Origin of the sequence: Cupriavidus sp. Agwp_2 (genome assembly GCF_040784895.1) — a bacterium.
Classification (GTDB): domain Bacteria; phylum Pseudomonadota; class Gammaproteobacteria; order Burkholderiales; family Burkholderiaceae; genus Cupriavidus.
The window spans coordinates 120,015-146,266 of the sequence record NZ_CP088083.1; the positions used below are offsets into that span (position 1 = coordinate 120,015).

The following is a 26,252-nucleotide window of genomic DNA, read 5'->3' on the forward strand; positions in this document are numbered from 1 at the left end:
TCAGTACTGTTCCCACGGCAGCCCTTCATGCCGCCAGCCATTGAGCGTGTTGCGGTGGCGCTGCGGGTCCAGGTCGCCCTCGAAGCCGTGCAACACGTTATAGACATTCGCAAAACCCGCACCCTCCAGCGCCCGTGCCGCCGCCGTCGAGCGGTTGCCGCTGCGGCAGATCAGCAACACCGGCCGCGCTGACACATGCCCGGCCAGCTTCTTCACCATCTGCACGAAATGCGGGTTGACCTCCCAGTCCGGGCCGTCGTTCCACGGGACGTTGTGCGCACCCTTGGGGTGGCCAACGAACAGGTATTCCATCTCGCTGCGGCAGTCGATGAACAGCGTGTCGGGCGATTGCGCCAGCAAGTCGTTGGCGTCGGCGGGGGCTAGGTGTTGCATGGTCGGCTGGGCGAGGGTGCGCGGGATGAGCGGCGTGGTGACGCGTGGTGACGAATGGTGACGGTTACGCCTCTCAGTGTAGGCGTCGACGGCCCCGGCAGGCAACCGTGGGGCACCGCAAGGCCTTGATACACCTGATAAAATCGACCCTCTTTGGCCAGCATCGGCCACAGCAGCGCCCGCCGCCGATCCTCCGATCGAGCGCCCGGCCGCCTTTCCAGAGTTCCCCGCCATGAGTGCCCCTGAATCCCGCGCGGCCGCACCGCGCCCCTACACCCGGGCTGCCGAGCTGCCCCGGCTGCTGCAAGAACGCATCCTGATCCTGGATGGCGCCATGGGCACCATGATCCAGCGCTACAAGCTGACTGAAGCGGACTACCGTGGCGAGCGTTTCACCGAACACAAGATCGACGTGAAGGGCAACAACGAACTGCTGTTGCTGACGCGCCCGCAGGTCATCAGCGAGATCCACGAGCAATACCTGGCCGCCGGCGCGGACCTGATCGAGACCAATACCTTCGGTGCCACGCGCGTGGCGCAGGAAGACTACAAGATGGCCGATCTGGCGTACGAGATGAACGTCGAGGCCGCGCGCCTGGCGCGCGCCGCCTGCGACAAGTACAGCACGCCCGACAAGCCGCGCTTCGTTGCCGGTGCCTTCGGCCCGACGCCCAAGACCGCCAGCATCTCGCCCGACGTGAACGACCCGGGCGCGCGCAATGTCACCTTCGAAGAGCTGCGCGAGTCCTACTACGAGCAGGGCAAGGCGCTGCTCGAAGGCGGCGCCGACGTGTTCCTGGTCGAGACCATTTTCGACACGCTCAACGCCAAGGCCGCGCTGTTCGCCATCGACCAGTTGTTCGAAGACACCGGCGAGCGCGTGCCGGTGATGGTCTCCGGCACCGTGACTGATGCCTCCGGCCGAATCCTGTCGGGCCAGACCGTGGAAGCGTTCTGGAACAGCCTGCGCCACGCGAAGCCGGTCACCTTCGGGCTGAACTGCGCGCTGGGTGCCACGCTGATGCGCCCGTACATCGCCGAGCTGGCCAAGGTGTGCGACGCCGCGGTGTCGTGCTATCCGAACGCGGGTTTGCCGAACCCGATGAGCGATACGGGCTTCGACGAAACGCCGGAAGTCACCTCTTCGCTGGTCGAGGAGTTCGCCGCCTCCGGCCTGGTGAACCTGGTGGGCGGCTGCTGCGGCACCACCCCCGAGCACATCGCCGCCATCGCCCAGCGCGTGGCCGACAAGAAACCCCGCACCTGGCCCGGCCAGTACCGCGACGCCGCCTGAGCCCGGAGCCTTAGAACATGAGCGAGAACAAACTGCCCCCGCGCCCGATGCGCCTGTCCGGCCTTGAGCCCTTTAGCATCGACGACGACACGCTGTTCGTCAACGTAGGCGAGCGCACCAACGTGACCGGCTCCAAGGCCTTCGCGCGGATGATCCTGAACGGCCAGTTCGACGAGGCGCTGGCGGTGGCGCGCCAGCAGGTCGAGAACGGCGCGCAGATCATCGACATCAACATGGACGAGGCCATGCTGGACTCGAAGGCCGCGATGGTTCGCTTCCTGAACCTGATCGCCTCCGAGCCGGACATCGCGCGCGTGCCGATCATGATCGACTCGTCCAAGTGGGAAGTGATCGAAGCCGGCCTGCAGTGCGTGCAGGGCAAGCCGGTGGTGAACTCGATCTCGCTGAAGGAAGGCGAGGAGCAGTTCCGCCACCACGCCGAGCTGATCCGCCGTTATGGCGCGGCCAGCGTGGTGATGGCCTTCGACGAGAAGGGCCAGGCCGACACGTTCGAGCGCAAGACCGAGATCTGCAAGCGCAGCTACGACGTCCTGGTCAATGAAGTCGGCTTCCCGCCGGAAGACATCATCTTCGACCCGAATATCTTCGCGGTCGCGACCGGCATCGAGGAACACAACAACTACGCGGTCGACTTCATCGAAGCCACGCGCTGGATCAAGCAGAACCTGCCGTACGCCAAGGTGAGCGGCGGCGTCTCCAACGTGTCGTTCTCGTTTCGCGGCAATGACGTGGTGCGCGAGGCGATCCATACCGTGTTCCTGTACCACGCGATCGGCGCGGGCATGGACATGGGCATCGTCAACGCCGGCCAGCTCGGTGTGTATGACCAGCTTGACCCCGAGTTGCGCGAACGCGTTGAAGACGTGGTCCTCAATCGCCGCGAGGATTCCACCGACCGCCTGCTGGAAATCGCCGACCGCTTCAAGGGCGGCGGCGCGAAGAAGGAAGAGAACCTCGCCTGGCGCGGCACGCCGGAGCAGCCGGTGCCGGTGGGCCAGCGCCTGGCGCACGCGCTGGTGCATGGCATCACCACCTTTATCGTCGAAGACACCGAGGAAGTCCGCCAGCAGGTAGAGGCGCGTGGCGGCCGCCCGATCGAGGTGATCGAAGGCCCGCTGATGGATGGCATGAATGTCGTCGGCGACCTGTTCGGTGCCGGCAAGATGTTCCTGCCGCAGGTGGTCAAGAGCGCGCGCGTGATGAAGCAGGCGGTGGCGCACCTGCTGCCCTACATCGAGGAAGAAAAGCGCCTGCTGGCCGAGGCCGGCGGCGATGTGCGCGCGCGCGGCAAGATCGTGATCGCCACCGTGAAGGGCGACGTGCACGACATCGGCAAGAACATCGTGTCGGTGGTGCTCCAGTGCAATAACTTCGAGGTCGTCAACATGGGCGTGATGGTCCCCTGCAACGAGATTTTGGCCCGCGCCAAGGTCGAGGGCGCGGACATCGTCGGCCTGTCGGGACTGATCACGCCGTCGCTGGAAGAAATGGCCTACGTCGCGTCCGAGATGCAGCGCGACGATTACTTCCGCGTGAAGAAGATCCCCCTGCTGATCGGCGGCGCGACCACTTCGCGCGTGCATACCGCGGTAAAGATCGCGCCCAACTACGAGGGGCCGGTGGTGTACGTGCCTGACGCCTCGCGCTCGGTCAGCGTGGCATCGAGCCTGCTGTCCGATGAAGGCGCGGCAAGGTACCTGGACGAACTGAAGACCGACTACGAGCGCATCCGCGTCCAGCACGCCAACAAGAAGGCCACGCCGATGGTGACGCTGGCGCAGGCACGCGCCAACAAGACGCCGGTCGACTGGAGCGCGTACGCGCCGCCCAGGCCGAAGTTCATCGGCCGCCGCGTGTTCCGCAACTACGACCTGGCCGAGCTGGCCAACTACATCGACTGGGGCCCGTTCTTCCAGACCTGGGACCTTGCCGGCAAATTCCCCGACATCCTCAACGACGAGATCGTCGGCGAGTCGGCGCGCAAGGTGTTCTCGGACGGCAAGGCGATGCTGTCGCGCCTGATCCAGGGCCGCTGGCTGACTGCCAACGGCGTGATCGCGCTGCTGCCGGCCAACACCGTCAACGACGACGATATCGAGATCTACACCGACGAGACCCGCAGCAAGGTCGCGCTGACCTGGCACAACGTGCGCCAGCAGAGCGAGCGCCCGGTGGTCGATGGCGTGCGCCGGCCCAACCGCTGCCTTGCGGACTTTGTCGCGCCCAAGGACAGCGGCATCGCCGACTATGTCGGCATGTTCGCCGTCACCGCGGGCCTGGGCGTGGACAAGAAGGAAGCCCAGTTCGAAGCCGACCTCGACGACTACAGCGCGATCATGCTGAAGGCGCTGGCCGACCGCCTGGCCGAAGCCTTCGCCGAATGCCTGCACGAGCGCGTGCGCAAGGACCTGTGGGGCTACGACGCGGCCGAGCAGCTTACCAACGAGCAGCTGATCGCCGAGTCGTACCGCGGCATCCGCCCGGCGCCTGGCTACCCTGCCTGCCCCGAGCACACCGTCAAGGGCCCGATGTTCCAGTTCCTCGACGCAGCCGAGATCGGCATGGGCATCACCGAGTCGCTGGCGATGACGCCGGCCGCTTCGGTCAGCGGCTTCTACCTGGCGCATCCGGAGTCGACCTACTTCACCATCGGCAAGATCGGCCAGGACCAGCTCGACGACATGGTGGCGCGCCGCCATGAAGAGCGCGCCACGCTGGAGCGCGCACTCGCGCCCAACCTGTAACCGCGTGCGACGGCGCAGCGGTGCCGGTATCGGCACCGCTGCGCAGCGCGGAGCCTTGATGCAGCAGGGAAAACCTGCGTGGCAGGCCGCATCCGCCCCATGTCAGCGTTGTTTGCGGTGCATCACAACTCCTTACACAGCCTTTCAACTCCTCACAGACCGGTGCCGGCAGCGTCCCTAGACTGAAGGCTCGATTCACGCACAACACCACGGCGTGAACACCGCGGCGAATGTTTCGCTGCGGGGCACCCTGAAAGGAGTCCTTCCATGAAGAAACTGCTGATCTCCCTGTCCGCTCTGTCGATCGCCGCTGCTTCCTCGCTCGCCATGGCGCAAGGCACTGGCGCCTCCGTGGGGACCAAGGCTGATGTGGGCGCTTCGGTGACCACGCCGGCACCGTCTGCCGGCGGCGCGCTGGGTGGCGCGACCGGCGCCGCGACTGGCGCCGCGGACAAGGGCCTGTCGACAGCGGGCTCGGCGGCCGACAAGGGCTTGTCGACCGCGGGTTCGGCAGTTGGCTCGGCGGCCGACAAGACCACTGGCGCGGCCGCCGATGTGGGCGCAGGCGCCAAGGCCGAAGCCGGCAGCAAGGCCAAGCATGGCAAGCAAGCCACCAAGTCGGCCAAGAAGTCCAAGGCTGACGCCAGCGTCGGCACCGAGGCGGGCGCCAAGGTGCAGTAAGCTCGCCGCCAGTCGGCACAGGCGCGCAGGCCATGGTGGCCTGACGCGCCGCAGCAAAGCGGGACGGACTCCAGGCCGTCCCGCTTTGCTTTTGTACGTCAGGCCTCGCAACGTGGACCGCAGGCGTGCGCCATGTGCGCTCGACGCGTTGTGGCCGCGCGTCATGTCAGCCTGACACCGACAGCCCGCGCGCGCGGCCGGCACTACAATGACAGCAACGCAAGCGGTTCCGCCTGCACCCGACTGCACCGGGCAATGTGCCGGTCCGTTCAACCCCGTGGAGCCCCACATGATCCGCGTCTTGATCGCTGACGATCACGAGATTGTGCGTGCCGGGCTGCGACAGTTCATTTCCGAAGAGCCCGATATCCAGGTGACTGGTGAAGCCGGCAGCGGCGACGAAGTCATGGCGCGGCTGCGCGACGCCGAGTTCGATGTGCTGGTCCTGGATATCTCGATGCCCGACCGCAACGGCATCGACGTCCTCAAGCTGATCCGGCAACGCAAGCCTGAACTGCCGGTGCTGATCCTGTCGACCTACCCGGAAGACCAGTACGCCATCAACCTGATCCGTGCCGGTGCTTCAGGCTACCTGACCAAGGAAAGTGCCCCCGACGATCTCGTCAAGGCGATCCGCACGGTGGCGCAGGGGCGGCGCTATGTCAGCGCCACGGTGGCCGACCTGCTGATCGGGGGGCTCGACAAGCCGACCGAGCAGCCGGTGCACCAGATGCTGTCCGAGCGCGAGTTCCAGATTTTCTGCAAGCTTTCGCGCGGGCAGTCGGTGTCGGTTATCGCCGACGAATTATTCCTCAGCGTCAAGACCGTCAGTACCTATCGTTCCCGCATCCTGGAGAAAATGGGCATGAAGACCAACGCTGACCTGACTTACTACGCCATCAAGAACGGCCTGGTCGAGTAGCGGCACGCCGCGGGCCGCATCGCGGCCTGCGGCGGATCGCACCGGACCGGGCCTGCAAACGAGAACATGTCGGAGCAGGCTTCGAACACTTCCTACCGGGCGCTGAGCATACTGCTGATCGAAGACTCGGCGGTCCTGCGAGGCATGTTGCTCGAATACCTGAAGGACTTCCCGTTTATCGAGAACGTGGACTGGGCCGACACTGAAGCCATGGCCCTGCGCCTGCTCGACGCCGGCAAGTACGACGTCGCCATCGTCGACCTGCAGCTGCGCCAGGGCAACGGCATCAATGTGCTGCGCGCAATGCAGCGCAAAGGCACGGACACCGTGCGCATCGTCTATACCAACCACGCCCAGGTGCAGATGTATCGCAGCCAGTGTGCCGATGCGGGCGCCGATTATTTCTTCGACAAGTCGCTGGAGCTGGAACAGGTGTTCCGCGTGATCGAGGAACACGCGGCGACGGCGTCCTGATCCCGCAAGGCATCCCTCAGGCAGCGACCCTCAAAGCTCCCATCAAGCTTCCCATCAAGCTTCCCATCAAGCGCGCGCAGGCTCTTCGCCTTCCGGCTCTTCCGCCGGAGCCAGCACCGACGCCGTCAGTGGCACCTCGATGTGGATGCGCACGCCCGCATGCGCCGACGAGTCGATCTGCATGCTGCCGCCCAGCGCGGTGACGCGCTGCTCCATGCCCAGCAGGCCGTGGTGGCCGGCGGTGCTGCCGGCGTCGAAGTCGGGCGGCAGGCCCTTGCCGTCGTCGCGCACGGTCAGCGTGAGCAGGTCGTCGCGGCATGCCAGGCAGACCTCGACGCGCCTGGCTTCCGAGTATTTGCTGGCATTGGTCAGCGATTCCTGCACGATCCGGTATAGCGCTATCGCCGCTTCGTCGCGCAGCGCAGGCAAATCCTCGGGCACGCTGACGTCGATCTCCCAGCTGTTGCGCGCGCCGACATCCTCCACCAGCTGGCATACCGCGGCGCGCAGGCCGAGGTTGAGCAGCACGGTGGGGCGCAGGTCCTCGATCAGGCGGCGCTTGATCTGGATGCCCTGGTCGACGTGCAGCATCACGCGCGTGAGGCGCTCGGCGCCTTGCGGATGCGCCTCCTGGATCTGGCGCCGCACCCAGTGCAGGTCGAGCTTGATGGCGGTCAGGATCGCGCCCAGCTCGTCGTGCAGCTCGCGCGCCAGGCGCGTCTTCTCATCCTCGGTGACGCGCTGCAGGTGGGCCGCCAGCGCCGAAAGCTGGCGCGTGCGCGCGCGCACCTTGCGGTCCAGCTTGGCGCTTTCGTCTTCCAGTTGCGCACGCACCGCGTCGGCCATGGACAGGCGCTTGGCGTGGCCTACGCCGACCGCGAGCATCAGGACGATGTTGATCGCCGTCAGCAGGCCGATGCCATAGCGCGACAGCTGCACGTCGTTCTCCGCGCCTTCCAGCCGATGCGAGACCGAGCCCGCCTCGCGCGCCTGCAGCTGGTCGAGCCCGCGCCGCGCGTTGTCCATGGTCTGCTTGCCGTAGTCGGTACGGACCAGGTCCAGCGCCACTTCCAGGTCGCGCTTGCCATAGACCAGCGTCAGCGCCATCTCGTTGAGCTTGCTGTTGATCAGCTTGGAGGTGTCGCCGAACATCTTCAGCCCCTCCGCGTCGTTGGCGTAGTCCGCGCGGATCTGCGCCATCAGCTCGGCGATGCGCGGCAGTGCCTTGTAGTAGGGTTCGAGATAGGTTTCCTTGCCGGTCAGCAGGAAGCCGCGCTGGCCGGCCTCGGCATTGACCAGTTCGCCGTTGAGCGCGGCCAGCTCGGTCTGCACGCGCTGCGATCGGATCACGTCGGTGTAGCTCTCGCGCAGCCGGATATTGCCCGTTTCCGACGCCACCAGCACCGCCAGCGTCAGCACGATGCCACCCGCCAGCAACAGCGTATGAGGAAGAAATGACTGCTTGAACATGGGGGCAGATTTCCTGTAGTTGAGGCGCGCCGCTTGCCCGCGCAGCGCCAGGGAGCGCTCATGGAATCACATCGATCCGCATGGGTCAACCTTGATGCGTCGGGCGTGCCGCACCCGTATTGCCGTGCTGTAGGACTCGGCTGACAGCCGAATCGGCTCGCTGTCGGTATTGGTGCGGCGGCTGGCTTCCTACGATGAGGCTATGAGCTTGCACCTTGTGGCGCAAGTCTTCACTTGGGCCCCGGGCCAGTGCCGGCCCGGTCAGCCATCTTCGGGAGCCTAGCCATGCTGCACTATGCACTCGTATTTTTTGTTATCGCCCTGATTGCGGCGATCTTCGGCTTCGGCGGTATCGCTGCCGGCGCCGTGGAAATCGCCAAGATCCTGTTCTTCATCTTCCTGGTCGTGGCGCTGGTGGCCGCGGTGATGGGCCTGGTCCGCAGGCGATAGCGCCGGCCACGTGCCGGCTCCTGTGCCGATCGCAACCTGAGGAGACCCCATGCTGACGCAAAACCCCAAAGTCCGGAAGGAACTGAACCACTTGACCGACAGTGCCGACAGCGCCATCCGCCATATCAAGCACGCCGCGCGCGATTCGCGCGAGGCCGCCGCGCCGGTTTCCGGCGAGGTCAAGGCGCTGATCGCCCAGCTTGAGCACACCATTGAAGTGCTGGCGCGGGAAGGCTCGGCCGAGAGCCTGCGAGCGGGCCAGCGGCTGCGCGACCGTGCCAGCGAGATGGCGCACAAGCTGCGCGACCAGACCACCGACAGCATGATGCGCGCCCGCGACCGCATGGACGGTGCGGTCGAACACTCGCGCCAGCGCGTTGTCGAATCGCCGCTCAAGGCTGTGGCGATTGCCGCGGCCATCGGCGCGGTGATAGGCCTGCTGCTGGCCAACGGCCGCCACCACGAAGAAGAGTAGGCCTGGTGGCACCGGGCCCCGCCGCGGCGGGGCCACTGAAAGCATTCCCCCCCTTTCCGGCGCCCTCGTCCGGAAGCCCGGCAACCTCAACGCGGTGCCGGGCGCTTTTTTTTGCGCGCGCCGCGCGTGCGGCGTCGCGCAGGTGTGCCGCCAGCGGCTACACGCCCCACAAGACGTTGGCCCCTTCCCGCTGCGAGGCGCGCAGCATGTCCAGGAAGGGATAGGCGCGCTGTCCCAGGTGCAGCGGCTCTTCCTCGTCCTCGTCGGCGGCGGCCCGCTCCTCGACCGCCGAGCTGGCGGGGTGGTCGCGGCGGGCATCGACCACCGCCGCTTCCAGCTTCTGGATCGCGCGTGGCAGTTCTTCGACGGTGATCACCCCCCGTTCCCCGAGATGCTTGCCGATGATGCCCAGCAGCGTGATGGCCAGATCCTTCATCATGATCAGGTCTTGCGCAGCATGGGATTTGAAGGTGATCAGCATGGTGTGGTTTCCTTTTACGGACATGCGGGGGACGGCGTTCCCGGGGGCGGGCCGCCGCATGGATTGTGGCCCGGGGCCATCTTCGCGCATGATGTCAGCATAGCACCTGATAAAATTCCGCGTTCCCGATTCCAATGCCTGATATGCGGCGCGGCGTACCGTTGCCGTCACATGCCGTTTCAGGGCGTTGGTGTCGCGTTTAAGTGGCTTGGACCAGCCGTCCAACGCCGTCCAGACGCGGCGCCTGAATACTTGCCCACAGGGCTTCCGACATCCATGCTGCCTGTTCAGACCTCCAATCTCGCCGCCGCGTTCACCGATGCCGTGCGTGCGCTCGCCCCGGCCGATGCCACCCTGCCCGCCGTCACTTTCGAGCGGCCCAAGGCGGCCGCCCACGGCGACCTTGCCTGCAACGTCGCCATGCAGGTCGCGCGCGCGCTCAAGAGCAATCCGCGCGAGCTGGCGCAGCGCATCGTCGCCGCGGTGCAGGCCGATGCGCGTGCGCAGGGCCTGGTCGAGGCCATGGAGATCGCCGGTCCCGGCTTTATCAACCTGCGCCTGACCCCCGCCGCCAAGGCCGAGGTGCTGCGCGCGGTGCTCGCCGAGGGCGACCACTACGGCGCGCGCGAGCGCGGCGTGCACGGCCAGGTGCTGGTCGAGTTTGTTTCCGCCAACCCGACCGGCCCGCTGCACGTCGGCCACGGGCGCCAGGCGGCGCTGGGCGACGCGCTGGCCAACCTGCTGTCGTGGCAGGGCTTCCACGTCCACCGCGAGTTCTACTACAACGACGCCGGCGTGCAGATCCAGACCTTGGCGCTGTCGGTGCAGGCGCGTGCGCGCGGCCTGAAGCCGGGCGACGCCAGCTGGCCCGAGTCCGCCTACAACGGCGACTACATCGCCGACATCGCGGCCGACTTCCTGGCCGGCAAGACCGTCAGCGCCTCGGACGGCGAGCCGGTGACCGCGTCGGGCAACGTCGAGGATATCGACTCGATCCGCAAGTTCGCCGTGACGTACCTGCGCAACGAGCAGGACATCGACCTGCAGGCCTTCGGCGTCAAGTTCGACCGCTACTACCTGGAGTCGTCGCTGTACAGCGACGGGCGCGTGGAAGCCGCGGTGCAATCGCTGGTCGCCAAGGGCAAGACTTACGAGAGCGAAGGCGCGCTGTGGCTGCGCACCACTGACGACGGCGACGACAAGGACCGCGTCATGAAGAAGACCGACGGCACCTACACGTACTTCGTGCCGGACGTGGCCTACCACACCACCAAGTGGGAGCGCGGCTTCAGCAAGGTCATCAACGTGCAGGGCAGCGACCACCACGGCACCATCGCGCGCGTGCGCGCCGGCCTGCAGGGCCTGGACATGGGGATCCCCACGGGCTACCCCGACTACGTGCTGCACAAGATGGTCACCGTGATGAAGCACGGCGAGGAGGTCAAGATCTCCAAGCGCGCCGGCTCCTACGTCACCGTGCGCGACCTGATCGAATGGTCCAACGGCCAGGATGACACCTGCGAGACCATCCGCGGCTGCCTGGAGCAGGGCGTGGCCGACTGGCCGGAGCACTTCACCCGCGGCCGCGACGCGGTGCGCTTCTTCCTGCTGTCGCGCAAGGCCGATACCGAATTCGTGTTCGATGTGGACCTGGCGCTCAAGCAGAGCGACGAGAACCCGGTGTACTACGTGCAGTACGCCCACGCCCGCATCTGCTCCATCTTCGAGTCGTGGGGCGGCGCAGAATGGGAGAGCCGCCTGGCCGAGCTGGCCGGCGCCGACCTGTCGGCCGTCACCGGCCCCGAGGCCAGCGCCCAGGCGCAGGCGCTGGGCCGCCGCCTGGCCGAGTTCCCCGACATGCTGTCGGCCGCCGCCTCGGAGCTGGCACCGCATGCGGTCGCCTTCTACCTGCGCGACCTCGCCGGCGATTTCCACGCCTTCTACAATGCCGACCGCGTGCTGGTCGACGACGAAGCCGTCAAGCGCGCCCGGCTGGCGCTGCTGGCCGCGACGCGCCAGGTGCTGCGCAACGGCCTGGCGGTGATCGGCGTCTCGGCGCCGCGCCGCATGTAATCGATGGGCGCAAAGAAGGGCGCAAAGAAGGGCGCAAAGAAGGGCAAACAGGGCCGCCCGGCGGTGGCCCTATAATCCCGGCATCACCTAAGAGGACTTCATGCAACAGCAACGCAAGCGCGATGTGCGCAAGGCCCGCCGCAGCCAGCAGCGCGGCGGAACGTTCCTGGGCCTTGTGCTCGGGCTGATCGTCGGGCTGGCCATCGCCGTGGTGGTCGCCCTGTACATCACCAAGTCGCCGACGCCGTTCCAGCAGAAGAACGCGCCGCGGCCGAGCGAGCCGGGCAATGTCGCCAGCCAGTTGCCGCCGCCGGCCAAGCGCGCCGACGAGGGCCCGACCGACCCGAACAAGCCGCTGTGGAGCAAGACGCCGGCCAAGCCGGTGGGCCAGGCCCCGGAGCCGGAGCCGAAGCCGAGCGCCCCGCAGAGCCAGTCGAGCCAGTCGAGCCAGCAGAACGGTCACCAGAATGGCCGCCAGAACGGCGAGCCTCCGGTGGCGGTCACCCGCCCGGCCGAGAAGCCGGTGGAAAAGCCGGTTGAAAAGCCCGCCGACAAGCCCGTGGCCACCAAGCCGGCCGAAAAGCCGGTGTCCGACCCGATCGCCGAGATCGCCCAGGCCGACGCCAACAAGGTCGGCTACCTGCTGCAGGTGGGCGCGTTCCGCTCGTCCGACGATGCCGACCGCCAGAAGGCCAACCTGGCGATGCAGGGCTTCGAGGCCCGGATCACCGAGCGCGATGTCAACGGCGTCAAGATGTACCGCGTCCGCATGGGCCCGTACAACCGCATCGAAGACATGAACAAGACGCGCGACCGGCTGCAGTCGTCGGGCTTCGAGGCATCCGTGATCCGCTTCACCAAGCAGTAATGGTCAGCGGGAACCCCGGCTCGGGCGTTATGCGCCTGGGCGGGTACGCCCGGGCCACGAAAGCGTCATAAATACGCCGTAACCAACGCAACACCCTTGTCACCACCGCGGTCGGCGCCCGGGCTGAACCGGACGTCGCCGCCGCGGTCATACGCTCATCGACCCAACTGCAAGGCCGCACCAAGATGAAGAAACTCGCCGCACTGTTCGCCATGTTCGCCGCCGTGGGCGGCCTGCTGATGTCCGCGCCGTCCCAGGCCGCGCCCACCGAGGGCAAGGAATACCAGGTCCTGAAGGCGCCCCAGCCGGTCACGCCGGGCAAGATCGAGGTCACCGAGTTCTTCTGGTACGGCTGCCCGCACTGCTTTGACTTCGAGCCCGACCTGGAAGCCTGGGTCAAGAAGCAGGGCAACAACGTCGTGTTCAAGCGCGTGCCGGTTGCCTTCCGCGACGACCTGCTGCCGCACACGAAGATCTTCTATGCGCTGGAAGCCATCGGCAAGCTCGACGCCATGAACATGAAGGTCTTCAACGCCATTCACGTCGAGCGCAAGCGCCTGCTCGACAGCAACGAGATCGCCGACTTCATGGCCAAGAACGGCGTCGACCGCAAGGCGTTCCTGGACGCGTACAACTCGTTCACGGTGACCACCAACGCGCAGCGCGCCAACAAGATCGCCGACGCCTACAAGATCGACGGCGTGCCGACGGTGGTGGTGCAGGGCAAGTACGTGACCTCGCCGTCTATCACCGGCAACAAGCAGGGCGCGATCCAGGCCATGGATTACCTGGTGGAGCAGGTGAAGGCGAAGAAGATGTAAATGTGACTGGCGGCCTTGTGCAGGCCGGTGGTTAGCCAAACGGCTGGTATCCTGTACCAGCCGTTTTTTCATTTCGGACAGCCTTCTTCCTCCCATGCGTCCCCTCAAAGTCTTCCTCACTGGCGCCTCCAGCGGACTCGGCCAGGCACTCGCGCGCGAATACGCATCGCAGGGCGCCATCCTCGGCCTGGTCGCCCGGCGTGAAGACGCGCTGCGCGAATTCGTGGCGACGCTGCCGAACCCGGGCGCGGTGCGCGTCTACGGCGCCGACGTGCGCGACGCCGACGCGATGGCGCGCGCGGCGGAGGACTTCCTTGGCCATTTCGGCTGCCCGGACGTGGTGATCGCCAATGCCGGCGTCTCGGTCGGCACCGTCGCTAGCGAACGCGAGGACCTGGACGCCTTCCGGCAGGTGATGGACACCAACTGGTTTGGCGTGCTGACCACCTTCCAGCCCTTCCTGCACGCGATGCAGCAGCGCGAACCCGGTCCCGGCGGCAAGCGCGGCACGCTGGTCGGCATCGCCAGCGTCGCCGGCGTGCGCGGGCTGCCGGGTGCCGGTGCGTACAGCGCATCCAAGTCGGCGGTGATCAAGCTGCTGGAAAGCCTGCGGCTGGAGCAGCGCCCGCTCGGCATCCGCGTGGTGACGATCGCGCCGGGCTATATCCGCACGCCGATGACCGCGAAAAACCCGTACCGGATGCCGTTCCTGACCGATGCCGACGTGTTCGCGCGCAAGGCCGCGCGCGTGATCGCCGCCGGCCGGGGCTTCCGCGTGATTCCGTGGCAGATGGGCGTGGTGGCGGGGCTGATGCATGTGATGCCGCGCTGGCTGTACGACATGCTGGCGACCGGCGCGCCGCGCAAGCCGCGGCGTGGAGAAAGCAAGGAGCCCTGAACATGTGGACCGATGCCATTGGCCAGCAGCACGCCGCCGCAAGCGGCGAGGTGCGCATCGCCTCGCTGGTGCCATCCGTGACCGAACTGCTGTTCGCGCTCGGGCTGGCGCCGCAGATGGTGGCGCGCACCGGCTTCTGCATCCACCCCGAACCGGCCGTGCGCGCGGTGCCCAAGGTTGGCGGCACCAAGGACGTCAGGGTGGCGCGGCTGCGCGAACTGGCACCCACGCACGTGGTGGTCAATATCGACGAGAACCGGCGCGAGACGGTCGACGAGATCCGCGCCTTCGTGCCCAACGTGATCGTCACGCATCCGTGCGCGCCGGAAGATAACCTGCCGCTGTACCGGCTGCTGGGCGGCATTTTTGGCCGCCATGCCGAGGCCGAAGCGCTGTGCGCGGCCTTGCAGGCCGAGCTGGATGCCATCCACGCGCGCCCCTGGCCTGCGCGCCGCGTGCTCTACGCGATCTGGCAGGACCCGTGGATGACGGTGTCGCGCAACACTTATATCAGCCGCATGCTGGCGCTGGCCAACTGGCAGACGTGGCCGGGCGATGCAGGCAATGCAGGCGCCGTGCAGGCGTGCGCGGGCGGCGACTGCAGCCGCCCCAATGCCCCCGGCGAACGCTATCCCACTTTCCGCTGGAGCGATGCGCTGGTGCGCGAGCTCGACCTGGTGCTGCTGTCGACCGAGCCCTATCGCTTCACCGAAGACCACGCCGACGCGCTTGAGCGCCAGCTCGGCAAGCCGGTGCTGCTGGTCGACGGCGAGATGCTGTCGTGGTACGGCAGCCGCGCGGTGGACGGCGTGCGTTACCTGGCGGCGCTGGCGGCCGCCAACTGACTTGCGCGATCAGGCGGCGCGGAAGCGGTACACGCCGTCGTCATCCAGCTGCCGCACCAGCTCGCCGCGGTGCCACAGCAAGTGCAGGTGCGCCAGCGATTCACCCATGGCGAAGGTCATCTGGTGGATGTCGAACTGGCGCTTGAAGATCACGCTGACGATATCGTGCGCGCAGCACGGCTTCTCGCCGCAGGCTTCCAGCGTTTCGGCAAGGCGGTCGGCGTGGTGCTCGCGCAGCTGCATGATGCGGGTATGCAGGTTGCGGAACGGGCGGCCGTGCGAGGGCAGGATCAGCACGTCCTGCGGCAGCGGCTCATACTTGCCCAGCGAATCCAGGTAGAGCTGCAGCGAGTTGCCTTCGGGCTCCATGTCGAACACGCTGACATTGGTCGAGATGCGCGGCAGCACCATGTCGCCGGACACCAGCACGTTGGTTGCTTCGTTGTACAGCGCCACGTGCTCGGGTGAATGGCCGAAGCCGGTGATCACGCGCCAGCCCGAGGTGGCCGTGTCGGTGCCGATCCGCACCGTGTCGCCTTCCATCAGGCGGCGGTACTGCATCGGCAGGTCGGGCACCAGCGACGGGTAGTAGGTCTTGCGCGCGCGCAGCTTTTCCTGGCTGTCGGGATCGGTCAGGCCATGCAGCGCGAAGTGCGCGGCGGCCGCGTCTCCGCCCGCGCTGGAACCGGCGCCGGTGCCGGTGCCCATCACGCGCGCGCTCATGTAGTCGCCCAGGCTCATCCACAGCCGCACGTCGAAGCGCTTGCACAGCCAGTGCGCCAGGCCAACGTGGTCCGGGTGGCTGTGCGTCACCAGCACGCGCAGCACCGGCAGGCCTTCCAGCTCGTTGGCGAAGATGGTTTCCCAATGCGCCTTGATGGTGTCGTTGGTGATGCCGCAGTCGATGATGGTCCAGCCGTCGCGCCCGTCCAGGCGGTCGCGCAGCAGCCACAGGTTGATATGGTCGAGGGCGAACGGCAGCGGCATGCGCAGCCAGTAGACGCCGGGGGCGACTTCCTGCCTGGTGCCGGGCTCGGGCATGGTGTCGCCGAACGGGTATTGGAGCTGGTGTTCGAGTGCGTTCATGAGGAGTCTCTTGTTCGAAGCCTTGTGCCGCGCCGGATCAGTGTGGTGCCGTGCGGGGGCAGGCGGGCTTTCTCGTTGCCGGTCATGGCGCCTTTCCGCCTTTCCAGAATCTGGAGGGCGTAAAAGCGCCAGTTGCCAGTCGCCGGGGTTGACGCTAACGTAAACGTCAACTCTGGCGGTTCGTCTCCATCTTAAGCGAAAACTTGACTTCGCAACGAACGACCGTTCACTTTACTGGGCGCACCCATGGCAGTCACGCAAAATCCCGCCTCCGCAACCTACACCATCACCGACCTCGCGCGCGAGTTCGATGTCACGCCCCGCGCTATCCGCTTCTACGAGGACCAGGGCCTGCTGTCGCCCGAGCGTGAAGGCCCCGGCGGCCGCAAGCGGGTCTACAACAGCCGCGAGCGGACCCGGCTGAAGCTGACGCTGCGCGGCAAGCGGTTAGGACTCACTCTCAATGAGATCCGCGAGATCCTGGATCTGTACGAGTCGCCGCGCGACACCACCCCGCAACTCGAACGCTTTCTGCACGCGCTCGCCGCCCACCGCGGCGCGCTGGAGCGGCAGATGGAAGACCTGCAGGCGCAACTCGCCGAGATCGACCAGCACGAGCGCCACTGCCGGGACTTGCTGGCTGCGCAGGCCGGCGGCAAGCCCGCGGCCACGGAGGGCGGCGATGCGCCGGCCCGGAAACGATCGGCCTGATGCATCACCTGGCACGGCTTCCGTGCCGATTCGGATTGACGTTTACGTAAACGTAAATAGAATACTCCAACGCCCTCACCCCGGAACCCTGCCATGACGCCTGCCAACGCCAGTGCCCTGCCAGCCGAACGCGCTGAACTCGCCGAACCCGAAGCGCTGTCCGCAGCGCGCGCCGATGCCATCGCCACCAGCTTCTCGCGCCAGGGGCTGATGACCAGCTTCGGCGCCACGCTGCAGCGGGTGGAGCGCGGCGAAGTCGAGATCGCGATGCCGTGGTCCGACGGCGTGACCCAGCAGCACGGCTTCTTCCACGGCGGCGCGGTTGGCGCGCTGGCCGACAGCGCCTGCGGCTATGCCGCGCTGTCGATGGTGGGCGAGGGCGAGGCGGGCCTGACCGCCGAATACAAGATCAACCTGCTGTCCCCCGCGCAAGGCGAACGCCTGGTCGCGGTGGGGCGGGTGCTGAAGCCCGGGCGCACGCTGATCGTGGCGCAGGGCGAGGTCTATGTCGAGCAGCAGGGCCGCCGCAAGCAGGTGGCCACCATGCTGATGACGCTGTGCGTGGTCAAGACCCTGGACCACGTCTGAAGCACGAATACAAACCGAATCCAAACAGGAGACCGACATGACCGAACTGCCAGGCCTGAAATTCGATCTGGGCGAAGACATCGAGATGCTGCGCGATTCCGTGCGTACGTGGGCCCAGGCCGAGCTGGCCCCGCGCGCGGGCGAGATCGACCGCACCGACCAGTTCCCGATGGACGCCTGGAAGAAGATGGGCGACCTCGGCGTGCTCGGCATCACCGTGGCCGAGGAATACGGCGGCGCCAATATGGGCTACCTGGCGCACATGATCGCGATGGAGGAGATCAGCCGCGCGTCGGCGTCGGTCGGCCTGTCGTACGGCGCGCATTCGAACCTGTGCGTGAACCAGATCCACCGCAACGGCACGCCGGCGCAGAAGGCCAAATACCTGCCGAAGCTGGTGTCGGGCGAATGGATCGGCGCGCTGGCGATGAGCGAGCCCAACGCCGGCTCCGACGTGGTCAGCATGAAGCTGCGCGCCGAGTTCAAGGGCGACCGCTACGTGCTCAACGGCACAAAGATGTGGATCACCAACGGCCCGGACTGCGACGTGCTGGTGGTGTACGCCAAGACCGAGCCCGAGCTGGGCGCGCGCGGCATGACCGCATTTATCGTCGAGAAGGGCATGAAGGGCTTCTCGGTGGCGCAGAAGCTGGACAAGCTGGGCATGCGCGGCTCGCACACCGGCGAGCTGGTGTTCGAGGACGTGGAAGTACCGGCCGAGAACATTCTCGGTGCCGAGAACAGCGGCGCCAGGGTGCTGATGAGCGGGCTGGACTACGAGCGCGCGGTGCTGTCGGGTGGCCCGGTCGGCATCATGCAGGCGTGCATGGACGTGGTCACGCCCTACATCCACGACCGCAAGCAGTTCGGCCAGAGCATCGGCGAGTTCCAGCTGATCCAGGGCAAGGTGGCGGACATGTACACCACGCTGCAGGCGGCGCGCAGCTACCTGTACACGGTTGGCAAGAACCTGGACGCGCTCGGCAGCGACCACGTGCGCCAGGTGCGCAAGGACTGCGCCGCGGTGATCCTGTACACGGCGGAAAAGGCCACCTGGATGGCGGGCGAGACCGTGCAGATCCTGGGCGGCAACGGCTATATCAATGAATACCCGGCCGGGCGCCTGTGGCGCGATGCCAAGCTGTACGAGATCGGCGCCGGCACCTCGGAGATCCGCCGCATGCTGATCGGCCGCGAGCTGTTCGCGGAAACGATGTAAGGGGTGCCGGGGGTGCCGGGGGCGCCGGAATCACCTCCGGCGCCCCCGGGCATCCGGAGCGCTCCCCCAGAACCCATTTACAATCTCACTACCCGTCGCAAGACCGTCACGCAGTCGCCCCCGTCGACCCATGTCCCACTTCCCCAAACTGCTTTCCTCGCAGATTGCCTTCGATGTGGCGAGAACGATGCTCGACGGGTTCGACAAGCACTACCGGCTGTTCCGCGAGGTCAGCCACCAGGCCAAGCTCAAGTTCGAGGGCGGCGACTGGCACGGGCTGCAGCAGATCCAGCGCGACCGCATCGCCTTCTACAACGAACGCGTGCGCGAATCGAGCATCATCCTTGAAGACGAGTACGACGCCGAGAACATCGACGACGAGATCTGGCAGCAGATCAAGCTGCACTACATCGGGCTGTTGACCAATCATCACCAGCCTGAGCTGGCCGAGACCTTCTTCAATTCGGTCTGCACGCGCATCCTGCACCGCTCGTACTTCAACAACGATTTCATCTTCGTGCGCCCGGCGATCTCGACCGAATACATCGAGAACGAGGAATCGCCGACGCGCCCGACCTTCCGCGCGTACTATCCGGGCAGCCGCGCGGGCATGGCGGGGTGCTTCGAGCGCATCGTGCACAACTTCCAGCTGGAGCGCCCGTTCGAAGACCTGGAGCGCGACATCGGCTACGTGGTGCGCGCCATGAGCGAGCATTTCGGCGATTTCCGCATCGCGCCGAATTTCCAGATCCACACGTTGTCGTCGCTGTTCTTCCGCAACAAGTCGGCCTTCATCATCGGCCGGATCCTGAACGGCGACCGCACCTTCCCGCTGGCGATCCCGATCATCCACGGCCCGTCAGGCAAGCTGGTGCTGGACACGGTGCTGCTGAAGAAGGAACAGCTGCTGATCCTGTTCTCGTTCACGCATTCCTACTTCATGGTCGACATGGAGATCCCGTCGGCCTACGTGACCTTCCTGCGCGACATCATGCCGCGCAAGCCGCGCGCGGAGATCTACACGACGCTGGGTTTGCAGAAGCAGGGCAAGAACCTGTTCTACCGCGATTACCTGCACCACCTGCAGCATTCGTCGGACAAGTTCATCGTCGCGCCCGGCATCCGCGGGCTGGTGATGCTGGTGTTCACGCTGCCGTCTTACCCGTACGTGTTCAAGGTCATCAAGGATTTTTTCCCGGCGCCCAAGGAAACCACGCGCGAGCTGGTCAAGTCCAAGTACCAGCTGGTCAAGCAGCACGACCGCGTCGGCCGCATGGCCGATACGCTGGAGTACTCCGACGTGGCGTTCCCGCTGTCGCGCTTCGACGAAGCGCTGGTGCGCGAGTTCGAGCAGCATGCGCCGTCAATGATCGAATACCAGCGCGGCAAGCAGGGCGGCGAGGAGATCGTGGTGCGCCACGTCTATATCGAACGCCGCATGACGCCGCTGAACATCTACCTGCAGGAAGGCTCCGACGAGCAGGTCGAGCACGGCGTGCTGGAATACGGCAACGCCATCAAGGAACTGATGGCCGCCAACATCTTCCCGGGCGACATGCTGTACAAGAACTTCGGCGTCACGCGGCACGGGCGCGTGGTGTTCTACGACTACGACGAGATCGAGTACCTGACCGACTGCAATATCCGCCACGTGCCGCAGCCGCGCAACGAGGAAGAGGAGATGTCGGGCGAGGTCTGGTACACGGTACGTCCGCACGATATTTTTCCCGAGACCTTCCGCACGTTCCTGCTGGGCGACGCGCGCGTGCGCGCGGCGTTCCTGCGGCACCATGCGGATTTTTTCGACCCTGCCATGTGGCAGGGCCACAAGGACCGGCTGCTTGCCGGACATGTCCATGACTTCTTTGCCTATCACCCTACAGAGCGATTCATCAACCGCTACGGCGCTGCCGCCGTGCTGCCTGCCGCCGACCCTGCAAGGAGAGTCGCATGAGTGACGCCATCGCCCAACTGTTCCGCAACAACCGTGACTGGGTGGACCGCGTCAACGCGGAAGATCCCGCGTTCTTCACTCGCCTGGCCAACCAGCAGGCGCCGGAATACCTGTGGATCGGCTGCTCCGATTCGCGCGTGCCGGCCAACCAGATCCTGGGGCTGGCGCCGGGCGAGGTGTTCGTCCACCGCAATATCGCCAACGTGATCGCGCACAGCGACCTGAACGCGCTGTCTGTGATCCAGTTCGCCGTGGAAGTGCTCAAGGTGCGCCATATCACCGTGGTGGGCCACTACGGCTGCGGCGGCGTCAAGGTCGCGCTCAAGCGCGAGCGCATCGGCCTGGCCGACAACTGGCTGCGCCATGTGCGCGATGTGGCCGACAAGCATGAGGCCTACCTCGGCACCATCCTGCGCGAGGAAGACGCCCATACCCGCCTGTGCGAACTCAACGTGATCGAGCAGGTCAGCAATATCTGCCAGACCACGGTGATCCAGGACGCCTGGGACCGCGGCCAGGCCGTCACGGTGCACGGCTGGATCTACGGCGTATCCGACGGATTGCTGCGCGACCTGGGCATGGCCGCCAGCAACAACGACGAACTGCACGAGCAGCTCGCCGCGGCCTACCGCCAATACGGCGATCCGCCGCAGGCGTCGATCCGCTGAGAGCGCGCATACCGGCCACCACATCCGCCACCACATCCGCCACCACTTCCGCACACATACACCGATCCAGGAGACCCGACATGGAAGAGATCGTCATCGTTTCAGCCGCCCGCACGCCGATGGCTGCGTTCCAGGGCGAATTTGCCAGCGTGACCGCGCCGCAGCTCGGCGCCGCCGCCATTCGCGCCGCCGTGGAACGCGCCGGCCTGAAACCCGAGCAGGTTGAAGAAGTGGTGTTCGGCTGCGTGCTGCCCGCGGGCCAGGGCCAGGCACCGGCACGCCAGGCCGCGCTGGGCGCGGGCCTGCCGCTGGGCGTGGGCTGCACCACCGTCAACAAGATGTGCGGCTCGGGCATGCGCGCGGCGATGACCGTCTATGACGGCCTGATCGCCGGCTCGTTCGATATCGCCGTCGCCGGCGGCATGGAAAGCATGACCAACGCGCCGTACCTGATCCCGAAGGGCCGCGGCGGCTACCGCATCGGCCACGGCATGATCTACGACCACATGATGATGGACGGCCTGGAAGACGCCTACGACAAGGGCCGCGCCATGGGCACCTTCGGCGAGGACTGCGCCGCCAAGTACGGCTTCACGCGCCAGCAGCAGGACGAATTCGCGATGGAAAGCGTGCGCCGCGCGCAGCAGGCCACCGAGAACGGCGACTTCCGCTGGGAGATCACGCCGGTGACGGTGTCGGGCAAGGGCGGTGACACCGTGATCGACACCGACGAAGGCCCGCGCCGCATCAAGCTCGACAAGATCCCGTCGCTCAAGCCGGCCTTTGCCAAGGACGGCACCATCACCGCCGCATCGTCGTCGTCGATCAACGACGGCGCCTCGGCGCTGGTGATGATGCGCGCGTCCACCGCGAAGCAGCTGGGCCTGCAGCCGATCGCCCGCATGCTGGGCCACACCACGCACGCGCAGGCGCCTGGCTGGTTCACCACCGCGCCGGTGGAAGCGATTGCCAAGCTTTACCGCAAGCTGGACTGGACCACCGACAGTGTCGACCTGTTCGAGATCAACGAGGCCTTTGCCGTGGTGCCGATGGCCGCGATGCACGACCTCAAGATCCCGCGCGACAAGGTCAACATCCACGGCGGCGCGTGTGCGCTGGGGCATCCGATCGGCGCTTCGGGCGCGCGCATCATGACCACGCTGATCGGCGCGCTGCGCAAGACCGGCGGCAAGCGTGGCGTGGCGAGCCTGTGTATCGGTGGTGGCGAAGCGACGGCGGTGGGGATCGAGATCCTGTAACGCTTTTCCTTCCCGCTTGTTGTCTCCCCTCTCCCATAAGTGGGAGAGGGGAGTAAAACCAGAAAAAGGAGCCCAGCCTTGCCAACCGTCCTGATCCTCGGTGCCTCCCGCGGCATCGGCCTTGAATTTGTCCGGCAGTACCGCGCCGACGGCTGGCGCGTCATCGCGGCGGCACGCTCGCCGGAAGGCGTGGGCGAGTTGCAGGCGCTCGGCGCCGAAGCCCACCAGGTCGATTTGTCAGACCCCGGCGCGGTCGCCGGGCTCGGCTGGAAGCTTGACGGCGAAGCGCTCGACGTGGCGATCTACAACGCCGGCGTGCTGGGCCCGCGCACCGAAGGCGCGCAACCGGTGACGCCGCAGGAGTTCGACCAGGTGATGCACGTCAACGTGCTCGGCCCGATGATGGCGCTGCCGCTGGTGCTGCCCTACGTCGAAGCCGGCCAGTCCGGTCATGGCGGCGTGCTGGCGGTGCTGTCCTCGCGCATGGGCAGCATCGGCGGGATGGAGCACAACGGCAGCTGGCTGTACCGCGTCAGCAAGGCCGGCGCCAATGCGGCGCTGCGCGCGGTGTCGCTCGACGCGCGCCACGCAACCTGCGTCGCGCTGCACCCGGGCTGGGTCAAGACCGACATGGGCGGCCAGGAAGCCGACCTGACCGTGCAGCAGAGCGTCAAGGGCATGCGCCAGGTGCTGGCCGGCGTCAAGCGGCGCGACAACGGCACCTTCCACAACTACGACGGCACGCCGATCCCCTGGTGATCCCGGCGCGCACGACCAACCGACCATCGACATGCTGCTGACCCCCGAACAGGAAATGATCCGCGACGCCGTGCGCCAGTTTGCGCAGGAGGTGATCGCGCCGCAGGCTGCGCAGTGGGACCGCGACAAGACCTTCCCCAAGGACGTGCATCGCGAACTGGCGACGCTGGGCGCGTATGGCGTGGCCGTGCCCGAGGAATACGGCGGCGCCGGCCTCGACTACCTGTCGCTGGCGCTGATCCTGGAAGAGATTGCGGCTGGCGACGGTGGCACTTCCACCGTCATCAGCGTCAACAACTGCCCGGTGTGCAGCATGCTGATGTCGTTCGCCAGCGAAGCGCAGAAGCAACAGTGGCTGGTGCCGCTGGCACGCGGCGAGATGCTGGGCGCGTTCTGCCTGACCGAGCCGCACGTGGGCTCTGACGCCTCGGCGCTGCGCACCTCTGCGGTCCGCGACGGCGACGACTACGTGCTCAACGGCGTCAAGCAGTTCATCACCAGCGGCAAGAACGCCGATGTGGCGATCGTGCTGGCGGTGACCGACAAGGCCGCCGGCAAGCGCGGCATCAGCGCCTTTATCGTGCCGACATCGACGCCGGGCTACGTGGTGGCGCGGCTGGAAGACAAGCTCGGCCAGCATTCGTCGGACACCGCGCAGATCCTGTTCGAGGACTGCCGCGTGCCTGCCGCCAACCTGCTGGGCGACGAGGGCGGCGGCTACAAGATGGCGCTGTCCGGGCTGGAAGGCGGGCGCATCGGCATCGCCTCGCAAAGCATCGGCATGGCGCGCGCGGCGTTTGAAGCGGCGCTGGCGTATGCCAAGGAACGCGAGAGTTTCGGCCAGCCCCTGTTCCAGCACCAGGCGGTGCAGTTCCGGCTGGCCGAGATGGCCACGCGCATCGACGTCGCGCGCCAGATGGTGTGGCATGCCGCGGCGCTGCGCGATGCCGGCCGGCCGTGCCTGAAGGAAGCCGCGATGGCCAAGCTCTTTGCCAGCGAGATGGCCGAGCGGGTCTGTTCCGATGCGATCCAGGTGTTCGGCGGCTATGGCTATGTCAGCGACTTCCCGGTCGAGCGCATCTACCGCGACGTGCGCGTGTGCCAGATCTACGAGGGCACCAGCGACATCCAGAAGATCCTGATTGCGCGCGCACTGGCCTAATACGGGCTTAAAAAGCGTACGATGATGCCATGTGCCGCCGGCGCCCCCGGCAACAGGCGCCACGACCCCCGTCTCCGGTATCGCCAACCGAATCGCCAACCGAATCGACACAAGAACAAGGCCCCCGACATGACCGCAGCGATCGACTTCTACTTCGATTTCTCCTCGCCCTACGGCTATTTCGCCAGCACCCGCATCGATGAACTGGCGCAGAAGTACGGCCGCATCGTCGCCTGGCATCCGATCCTGCTGGGTGTCGTGTTCAAGACCACTGGCGCGTCGCCGCTGCCGCAACTGCCGCTCAAGGGCGATTACAGCTGGCGCGATTTCGAGCGCACCGCGCGCTTCCACGGCATCGAGTACAAGCGGCCCACGCATTTCCCGCTGCCGACCACGCATGCCGCCCGCGCGATGCTGTGGCTGCAGAACCATCACGGCGACGATATTGCCGCGGCCTTCGCCAAGGCGGTGTACCGCGCGCTGTTCGTCGACGACATCAATATCGCCGAGCCGGCCGAGATCATGAAGCTGGCCGAGCCGCTGGGCATCGACGTGCAGGCCATGGACGCCGGCGCCACCAGCTACCAGATCAAGGACCAGCTCAAGGCCGAGATCGACGTGGCCATGGCCAAGGGCGTGTTCGGCTCGCCCTTCGTCATCATCGACGGCGAGCCCTTCTGGGGCTTCGACCGTTTCGAACAGGTCGAGGCGCACCTGAAGGCGCGCCGCCAGACTGAACTCCGGGCCGTACCTGGTGTGGCAAGCAGCCTGGACAACAAGGAAAAGACATCCGCATGACCGCAGTAACCCCTGGCCACTCCGGCCGTTTCGATTGCGTGATCTTCGACTGCGACGGCGTGCTCGTCGACAGCGAGCCCATCGTCAACCGCGTGCTCAACCAGATGCTGAACGAACTCGGCATCGAGATCTCGGTGGAAGACTCCACGCGCCTGTTCCTCGGTCGCGCCGTGCGCGAGGAACTGGGCATGATCGAGCGCATGCGCGGCGCGCCACTGCCCGAGAACTGGCTGTCGACCTGGCTGGCGCGCCGCAACGCGGTGCTCGAGGCCGAAGTGGCGGCGGTGGAGCACGTGCGCGACGCCATCGCCAGGATCGCGGCCACCGGCATGCCGGTGTGCGTGGCGTCCGGCGCGGACCGCATCAAGGTCAAGCTGCAGCTGACCAAGACCGGGCTGGTCGAGCTGTTCCAGCAAGATGAGCGCGAGCATATCTTTTCCGCCACCGAAGTGGCGCGCAGCAAGCCCGCGCCCGACGTGTACCTGCTGGCTGCGCGCACCATGGGCGTTGAGCCGGCGCGTTGCGCCGTGGTCGAGGACAGCCCCACGGGCGTCACCGCCGGCGTGGCGGCCGGCATGACGGTGTTCGGCTACGCCGCGCGCAACGACGCCGCGTCGCTGCGCGAAGCCGGTGCGCATACGCTCTTCACCGACATGCGCGACCTGCCGGAGCTGGTGGGATGACAGCGCGCCGCCCGCCCAAGGCCGGTCCGGCGCCGTGCCCCTGCGGCGGCGCCGACTATGCCGCGTGCTGCGGCCGCTTCCATCGCGGCGAGGCGTTGCCGCCCAATGCCGAGGCGCTGATGCGCTCGCGCTACAGCGCCTATGTGCTGAACGACACCGACTGGCTGCGCCAGACATGGCATCCGTCTACCTGTCCGGCCGATCTTCTGCCGGATACCGCCACGCGCTGGCTCGGGCTGTCGGTGAAGACGCACGCGCAGCAGGACGATACCCATGCCGAGGTGGAGTTCGTCGCGCGCTACAAGGTTGGCGGGCGCGCCTGGCGGCTGCATGAGCGCAGCCGCTTCGTGTGCGAGCCGCGCGCGCCCGACGAAGCGCCGCGCTGGCTCTATGTGGATGGCGACATGATCGGGGAAGCGCCATGAGCATCGCCACATAGCCGGGCCTCCACCCCA

27 protein-coding genes are annotated in these 26,252 nt (G+C 66.6%); 23 read left to right on the top strand and 4 right to left on the bottom strand.

Annotated features, from left to right (window positions below; genetic code table 11):
- Nucleotides 1–393, bottom strand: a complete 393-nt coding sequence (locus tag LPA45_RS00545; RefSeq protein ID WP_116322370.1) for a rhodanese-like domain-containing protein — start codon at nucleotides 391–393, stop codon at nucleotides 1–3.
- A 232-nt stretch (nucleotides 394–625) separates the two neighbouring features.
- Here LPA45_RS00545 and LPA45_RS00550 point away from each other — a divergent pair, with 232 nt between their 5' ends.
- The 5 genes from LPA45_RS00550 (at nucleotide 626) to LPA45_RS00570 (ending at nucleotide 6,529) form a co-directional block, all read left to right on the top strand.
- Entirely contained in the window at nucleotides 626–1,687 is a 1,062-nt protein-coding gene (locus tag LPA45_RS00550; protein WP_367394756.1) for a homocysteine S-methyltransferase family protein, read from the top strand.
- Nucleotides 1,688–1,704: 17 nt separating this feature from the next.
- Complete coding sequence (gene metH, locus LPA45_RS00555; RefSeq protein ID WP_367394757.1) at nucleotides 1,705–4,452, top strand: methionine synthase; 2,748 nt, start codon at nucleotides 1,705–1,707, stop codon at nucleotides 4,450–4,452.
- Between the two features lie 267 nt (nucleotides 4,453–4,719).
- Entirely contained in the window at nucleotides 4,720–5,133 is a 414-nt protein-coding gene (locus tag LPA45_RS00560) for a hypothetical protein (RefSeq protein WP_116322373.1), read from the top strand.
- A 289-nt stretch (nucleotides 5,134–5,422) separates the two neighbouring features.
- On the top strand, nucleotides 5,423–6,055 hold the full coding sequence (locus LPA45_RS00565; protein WP_116322374.1) for a response regulator transcription factor: 633 nt from the start codon (nucleotides 5,423–5,425) through the stop codon (nucleotides 6,053–6,055).
- A 66-nt stretch (nucleotides 6,056–6,121) separates the two neighbouring features.
- Nucleotides 6,122–6,529 carry a response regulator gene (locus tag LPA45_RS00570; RefSeq protein ID WP_116322375.1) on the top strand — a complete coding sequence of 136 codons (408 nt, stop codon included), beginning with the start codon at nucleotides 6,122–6,124 and terminating at the stop codon, nucleotides 6,527–6,529.
- 66 nt (nucleotides 6,530–6,595) lie between these two features.
- Here LPA45_RS00570 and LPA45_RS00575 read toward each other — a convergent pair whose 3' ends face one another.
- Nucleotides 6,596–7,999 carry a CHASE3 domain-containing protein gene (locus LPA45_RS00575; protein ID WP_116322376.1) on the bottom strand — a complete coding sequence of 468 codons (1,404 nt, stop codon included), beginning with the start codon at nucleotides 7,997–7,999 and terminating at the stop codon, nucleotides 6,596–6,598.
- Between the two features lie 285 nt (nucleotides 8,000–8,284).
- Between LPA45_RS00575 and LPA45_RS00580 the strand changes: the two genes are divergently transcribed.
- The gene (locus LPA45_RS00580; protein WP_029047756.1) at nucleotides 8,285–8,449 is read left to right on the top strand and encodes a DUF1328 domain-containing protein; all 165 of its coding nucleotides are present in this window, start codon (nucleotides 8,285–8,287) and stop codon (nucleotides 8,447–8,449) included.
- A 49-nt stretch (nucleotides 8,450–8,498) separates the two neighbouring features.
- Entirely contained in the window at nucleotides 8,499–8,924 is a 426-nt protein-coding gene (locus LPA45_RS00585) for a DUF883 family protein (protein ID WP_116322377.1), read from the top strand.
- 157 nt (nucleotides 8,925–9,081) lie between these two features.
- Here LPA45_RS00585 and LPA45_RS00590 read toward each other — a convergent pair whose 3' ends face one another.
- Nucleotides 9,082–9,405 carry a DUF1840 domain-containing protein gene (locus tag LPA45_RS00590; RefSeq protein WP_116322378.1) on the bottom strand — a complete coding sequence of 108 codons (324 nt, stop codon included), beginning with the start codon at nucleotides 9,403–9,405 and terminating at the stop codon, nucleotides 9,082–9,084.
- 276 nt (nucleotides 9,406–9,681) lie between these two features.
- On the opposite strand from LPA45_RS00590, the gene argS reads away from it, so the two are divergent.
- The 5 genes from argS to LPA45_RS00615 all read left to right on the top strand — a co-directional run bounded on the left by argS (nucleotide 9,682) and on the right by LPA45_RS00615 (nucleotide 14,910).
- Nucleotides 9,682–11,478, top strand: a complete 1,797-nt coding sequence (gene argS / locus LPA45_RS00595; protein WP_116322379.1) for an arginine--tRNA ligase — start codon at nucleotides 9,682–9,684, stop codon at nucleotides 11,476–11,478.
- A gap of 100 nt (nucleotides 11,479–11,578) precedes the next feature.
- The gene (locus LPA45_RS00600) at nucleotides 11,579–12,346 is read left to right on the top strand and encodes an SPOR domain-containing protein (protein WP_116322380.1); all 768 of its coding nucleotides are present in this window, start codon (nucleotides 11,579–11,581) and stop codon (nucleotides 12,344–12,346) included.
- A gap of 185 nt (nucleotides 12,347–12,531) precedes the next feature.
- Complete coding sequence (locus LPA45_RS00605; protein ID WP_116322381.1) at nucleotides 12,532–13,167, top strand: thiol:disulfide interchange protein DsbA/DsbL; 636 nt, start codon at nucleotides 12,532–12,534, stop codon at nucleotides 13,165–13,167.
- A gap of 94 nt (nucleotides 13,168–13,261) precedes the next feature.
- Complete coding sequence (locus tag LPA45_RS00610; RefSeq protein ID WP_367394758.1) at nucleotides 13,262–14,065, top strand: SDR family oxidoreductase; 804 nt, start codon at nucleotides 13,262–13,264, stop codon at nucleotides 14,063–14,065.
- A gap of 2 nt (nucleotides 14,066–14,067) precedes the next feature.
- Nucleotides 14,068–14,910 (top strand): helical backbone metal receptor, encoded by an 843-nt coding sequence (locus LPA45_RS00615; RefSeq protein WP_367394759.1) that lies wholly within the window; start codon nucleotides 14,068–14,070, stop codon nucleotides 14,908–14,910.
- 9 nt (nucleotides 14,911–14,919) lie between these two features.
- Here LPA45_RS00615 and LPA45_RS00620 read toward each other — a convergent pair whose 3' ends face one another.
- Entirely contained in the window at nucleotides 14,920–15,996 is a 1,077-nt protein-coding gene (locus LPA45_RS00620) for an MBL fold metallo-hydrolase (RefSeq protein WP_116322384.1), read from the bottom strand.
- 246 nt (nucleotides 15,997–16,242) lie between these two features.
- On the opposite strand from LPA45_RS00620, the gene LPA45_RS00625 reads away from it, so the two are divergent.
- The 11 genes from LPA45_RS00625 (at nucleotide 16,243) to LPA45_RS00675 (ending at nucleotide 26,222) form a co-directional block, all read left to right on the top strand.
- Nucleotides 16,243–16,707 (top strand): MerR family DNA-binding transcriptional regulator, encoded by a 465-nt coding sequence (locus LPA45_RS00625; RefSeq protein ID WP_116322385.1) that lies wholly within the window; start codon nucleotides 16,243–16,245, stop codon nucleotides 16,705–16,707.
- Nucleotides 16,708–16,800: 93 nt separating this feature from the next.
- The gene (locus LPA45_RS00630) at nucleotides 16,801–17,295 is read left to right on the top strand and encodes a PaaI family thioesterase (protein ID WP_116322386.1); all 495 of its coding nucleotides are present in this window, start codon (nucleotides 16,801–16,803) and stop codon (nucleotides 17,293–17,295) included.
- 37 nt (nucleotides 17,296–17,332) lie between these two features.
- Nucleotides 17,333–18,514 carry an isovaleryl-CoA dehydrogenase gene (locus tag LPA45_RS00635; RefSeq protein ID WP_367394760.1) on the top strand — a complete coding sequence of 394 codons (1,182 nt, stop codon included), beginning with the start codon at nucleotides 17,333–17,335 and terminating at the stop codon, nucleotides 18,512–18,514.
- A 130-nt stretch (nucleotides 18,515–18,644) separates the two neighbouring features.
- On the top strand, nucleotides 18,645–20,468 hold the full coding sequence (gene aceK, locus LPA45_RS00640; RefSeq protein ID WP_317920793.1) for a bifunctional isocitrate dehydrogenase kinase/phosphatase: 1,824 nt from the start codon (nucleotides 18,645–18,647) through the stop codon (nucleotides 20,466–20,468).
- Entirely contained in the window at nucleotides 20,465–21,136 is a 672-nt protein-coding gene (gene can, locus LPA45_RS00645) for a carbonate dehydratase (protein WP_116324007.1), read from the top strand. The genes aceK and can overlap by 4 nt, the downstream gene beginning before the upstream one ends.
- A gap of 80 nt (nucleotides 21,137–21,216) precedes the next feature.
- Nucleotides 21,217–22,395, top strand: a complete 1,179-nt coding sequence (locus LPA45_RS00650) for an acetyl-CoA C-acetyltransferase (RefSeq protein WP_317920796.1) — start codon at nucleotides 21,217–21,219, stop codon at nucleotides 22,393–22,395.
- A 78-nt stretch (nucleotides 22,396–22,473) separates the two neighbouring features.
- A complete protein-coding gene (locus LPA45_RS00655) occupies nucleotides 22,474–23,154 on the top strand; it encodes an SDR family oxidoreductase (RefSeq protein ID WP_116324005.1) in 681 nt (226 codons plus the stop codon).
- A 31-nt stretch (nucleotides 23,155–23,185) separates the two neighbouring features.
- Complete coding sequence (locus LPA45_RS00660) at nucleotides 23,186–24,316, top strand: acyl-CoA dehydrogenase family protein (RefSeq protein WP_317920791.1); 1,131 nt, start codon at nucleotides 23,186–23,188, stop codon at nucleotides 24,314–24,316.
- A 129-nt stretch (nucleotides 24,317–24,445) separates the two neighbouring features.
- Entirely contained in the window at nucleotides 24,446–25,114 is a 669-nt protein-coding gene (locus tag LPA45_RS00665; RefSeq protein WP_317920789.1) for a 2-hydroxychromene-2-carboxylate isomerase, read from the top strand.
- Nucleotides 25,111–25,797: an HAD family hydrolase gene (locus tag LPA45_RS00670; protein ID WP_367394761.1), complete on the top strand. Its 687-nt coding sequence runs from the start codon at nucleotides 25,111–25,113 to the stop codon at nucleotides 25,795–25,797. Before LPA45_RS00665 ends, LPA45_RS00670 begins: the two co-directional genes overlap by 4 nt.
- Complete coding sequence (locus LPA45_RS00675) at nucleotides 25,794–26,222, top strand: YchJ family protein (RefSeq protein ID WP_116324001.1); 429 nt, start codon at nucleotides 25,794–25,796, stop codon at nucleotides 26,220–26,222. The genes LPA45_RS00670 and LPA45_RS00675 overlap by 4 nt, the downstream gene beginning before the upstream one ends.
- Nucleotides 26,223–26,252: the final 30 nt, after the last annotated feature.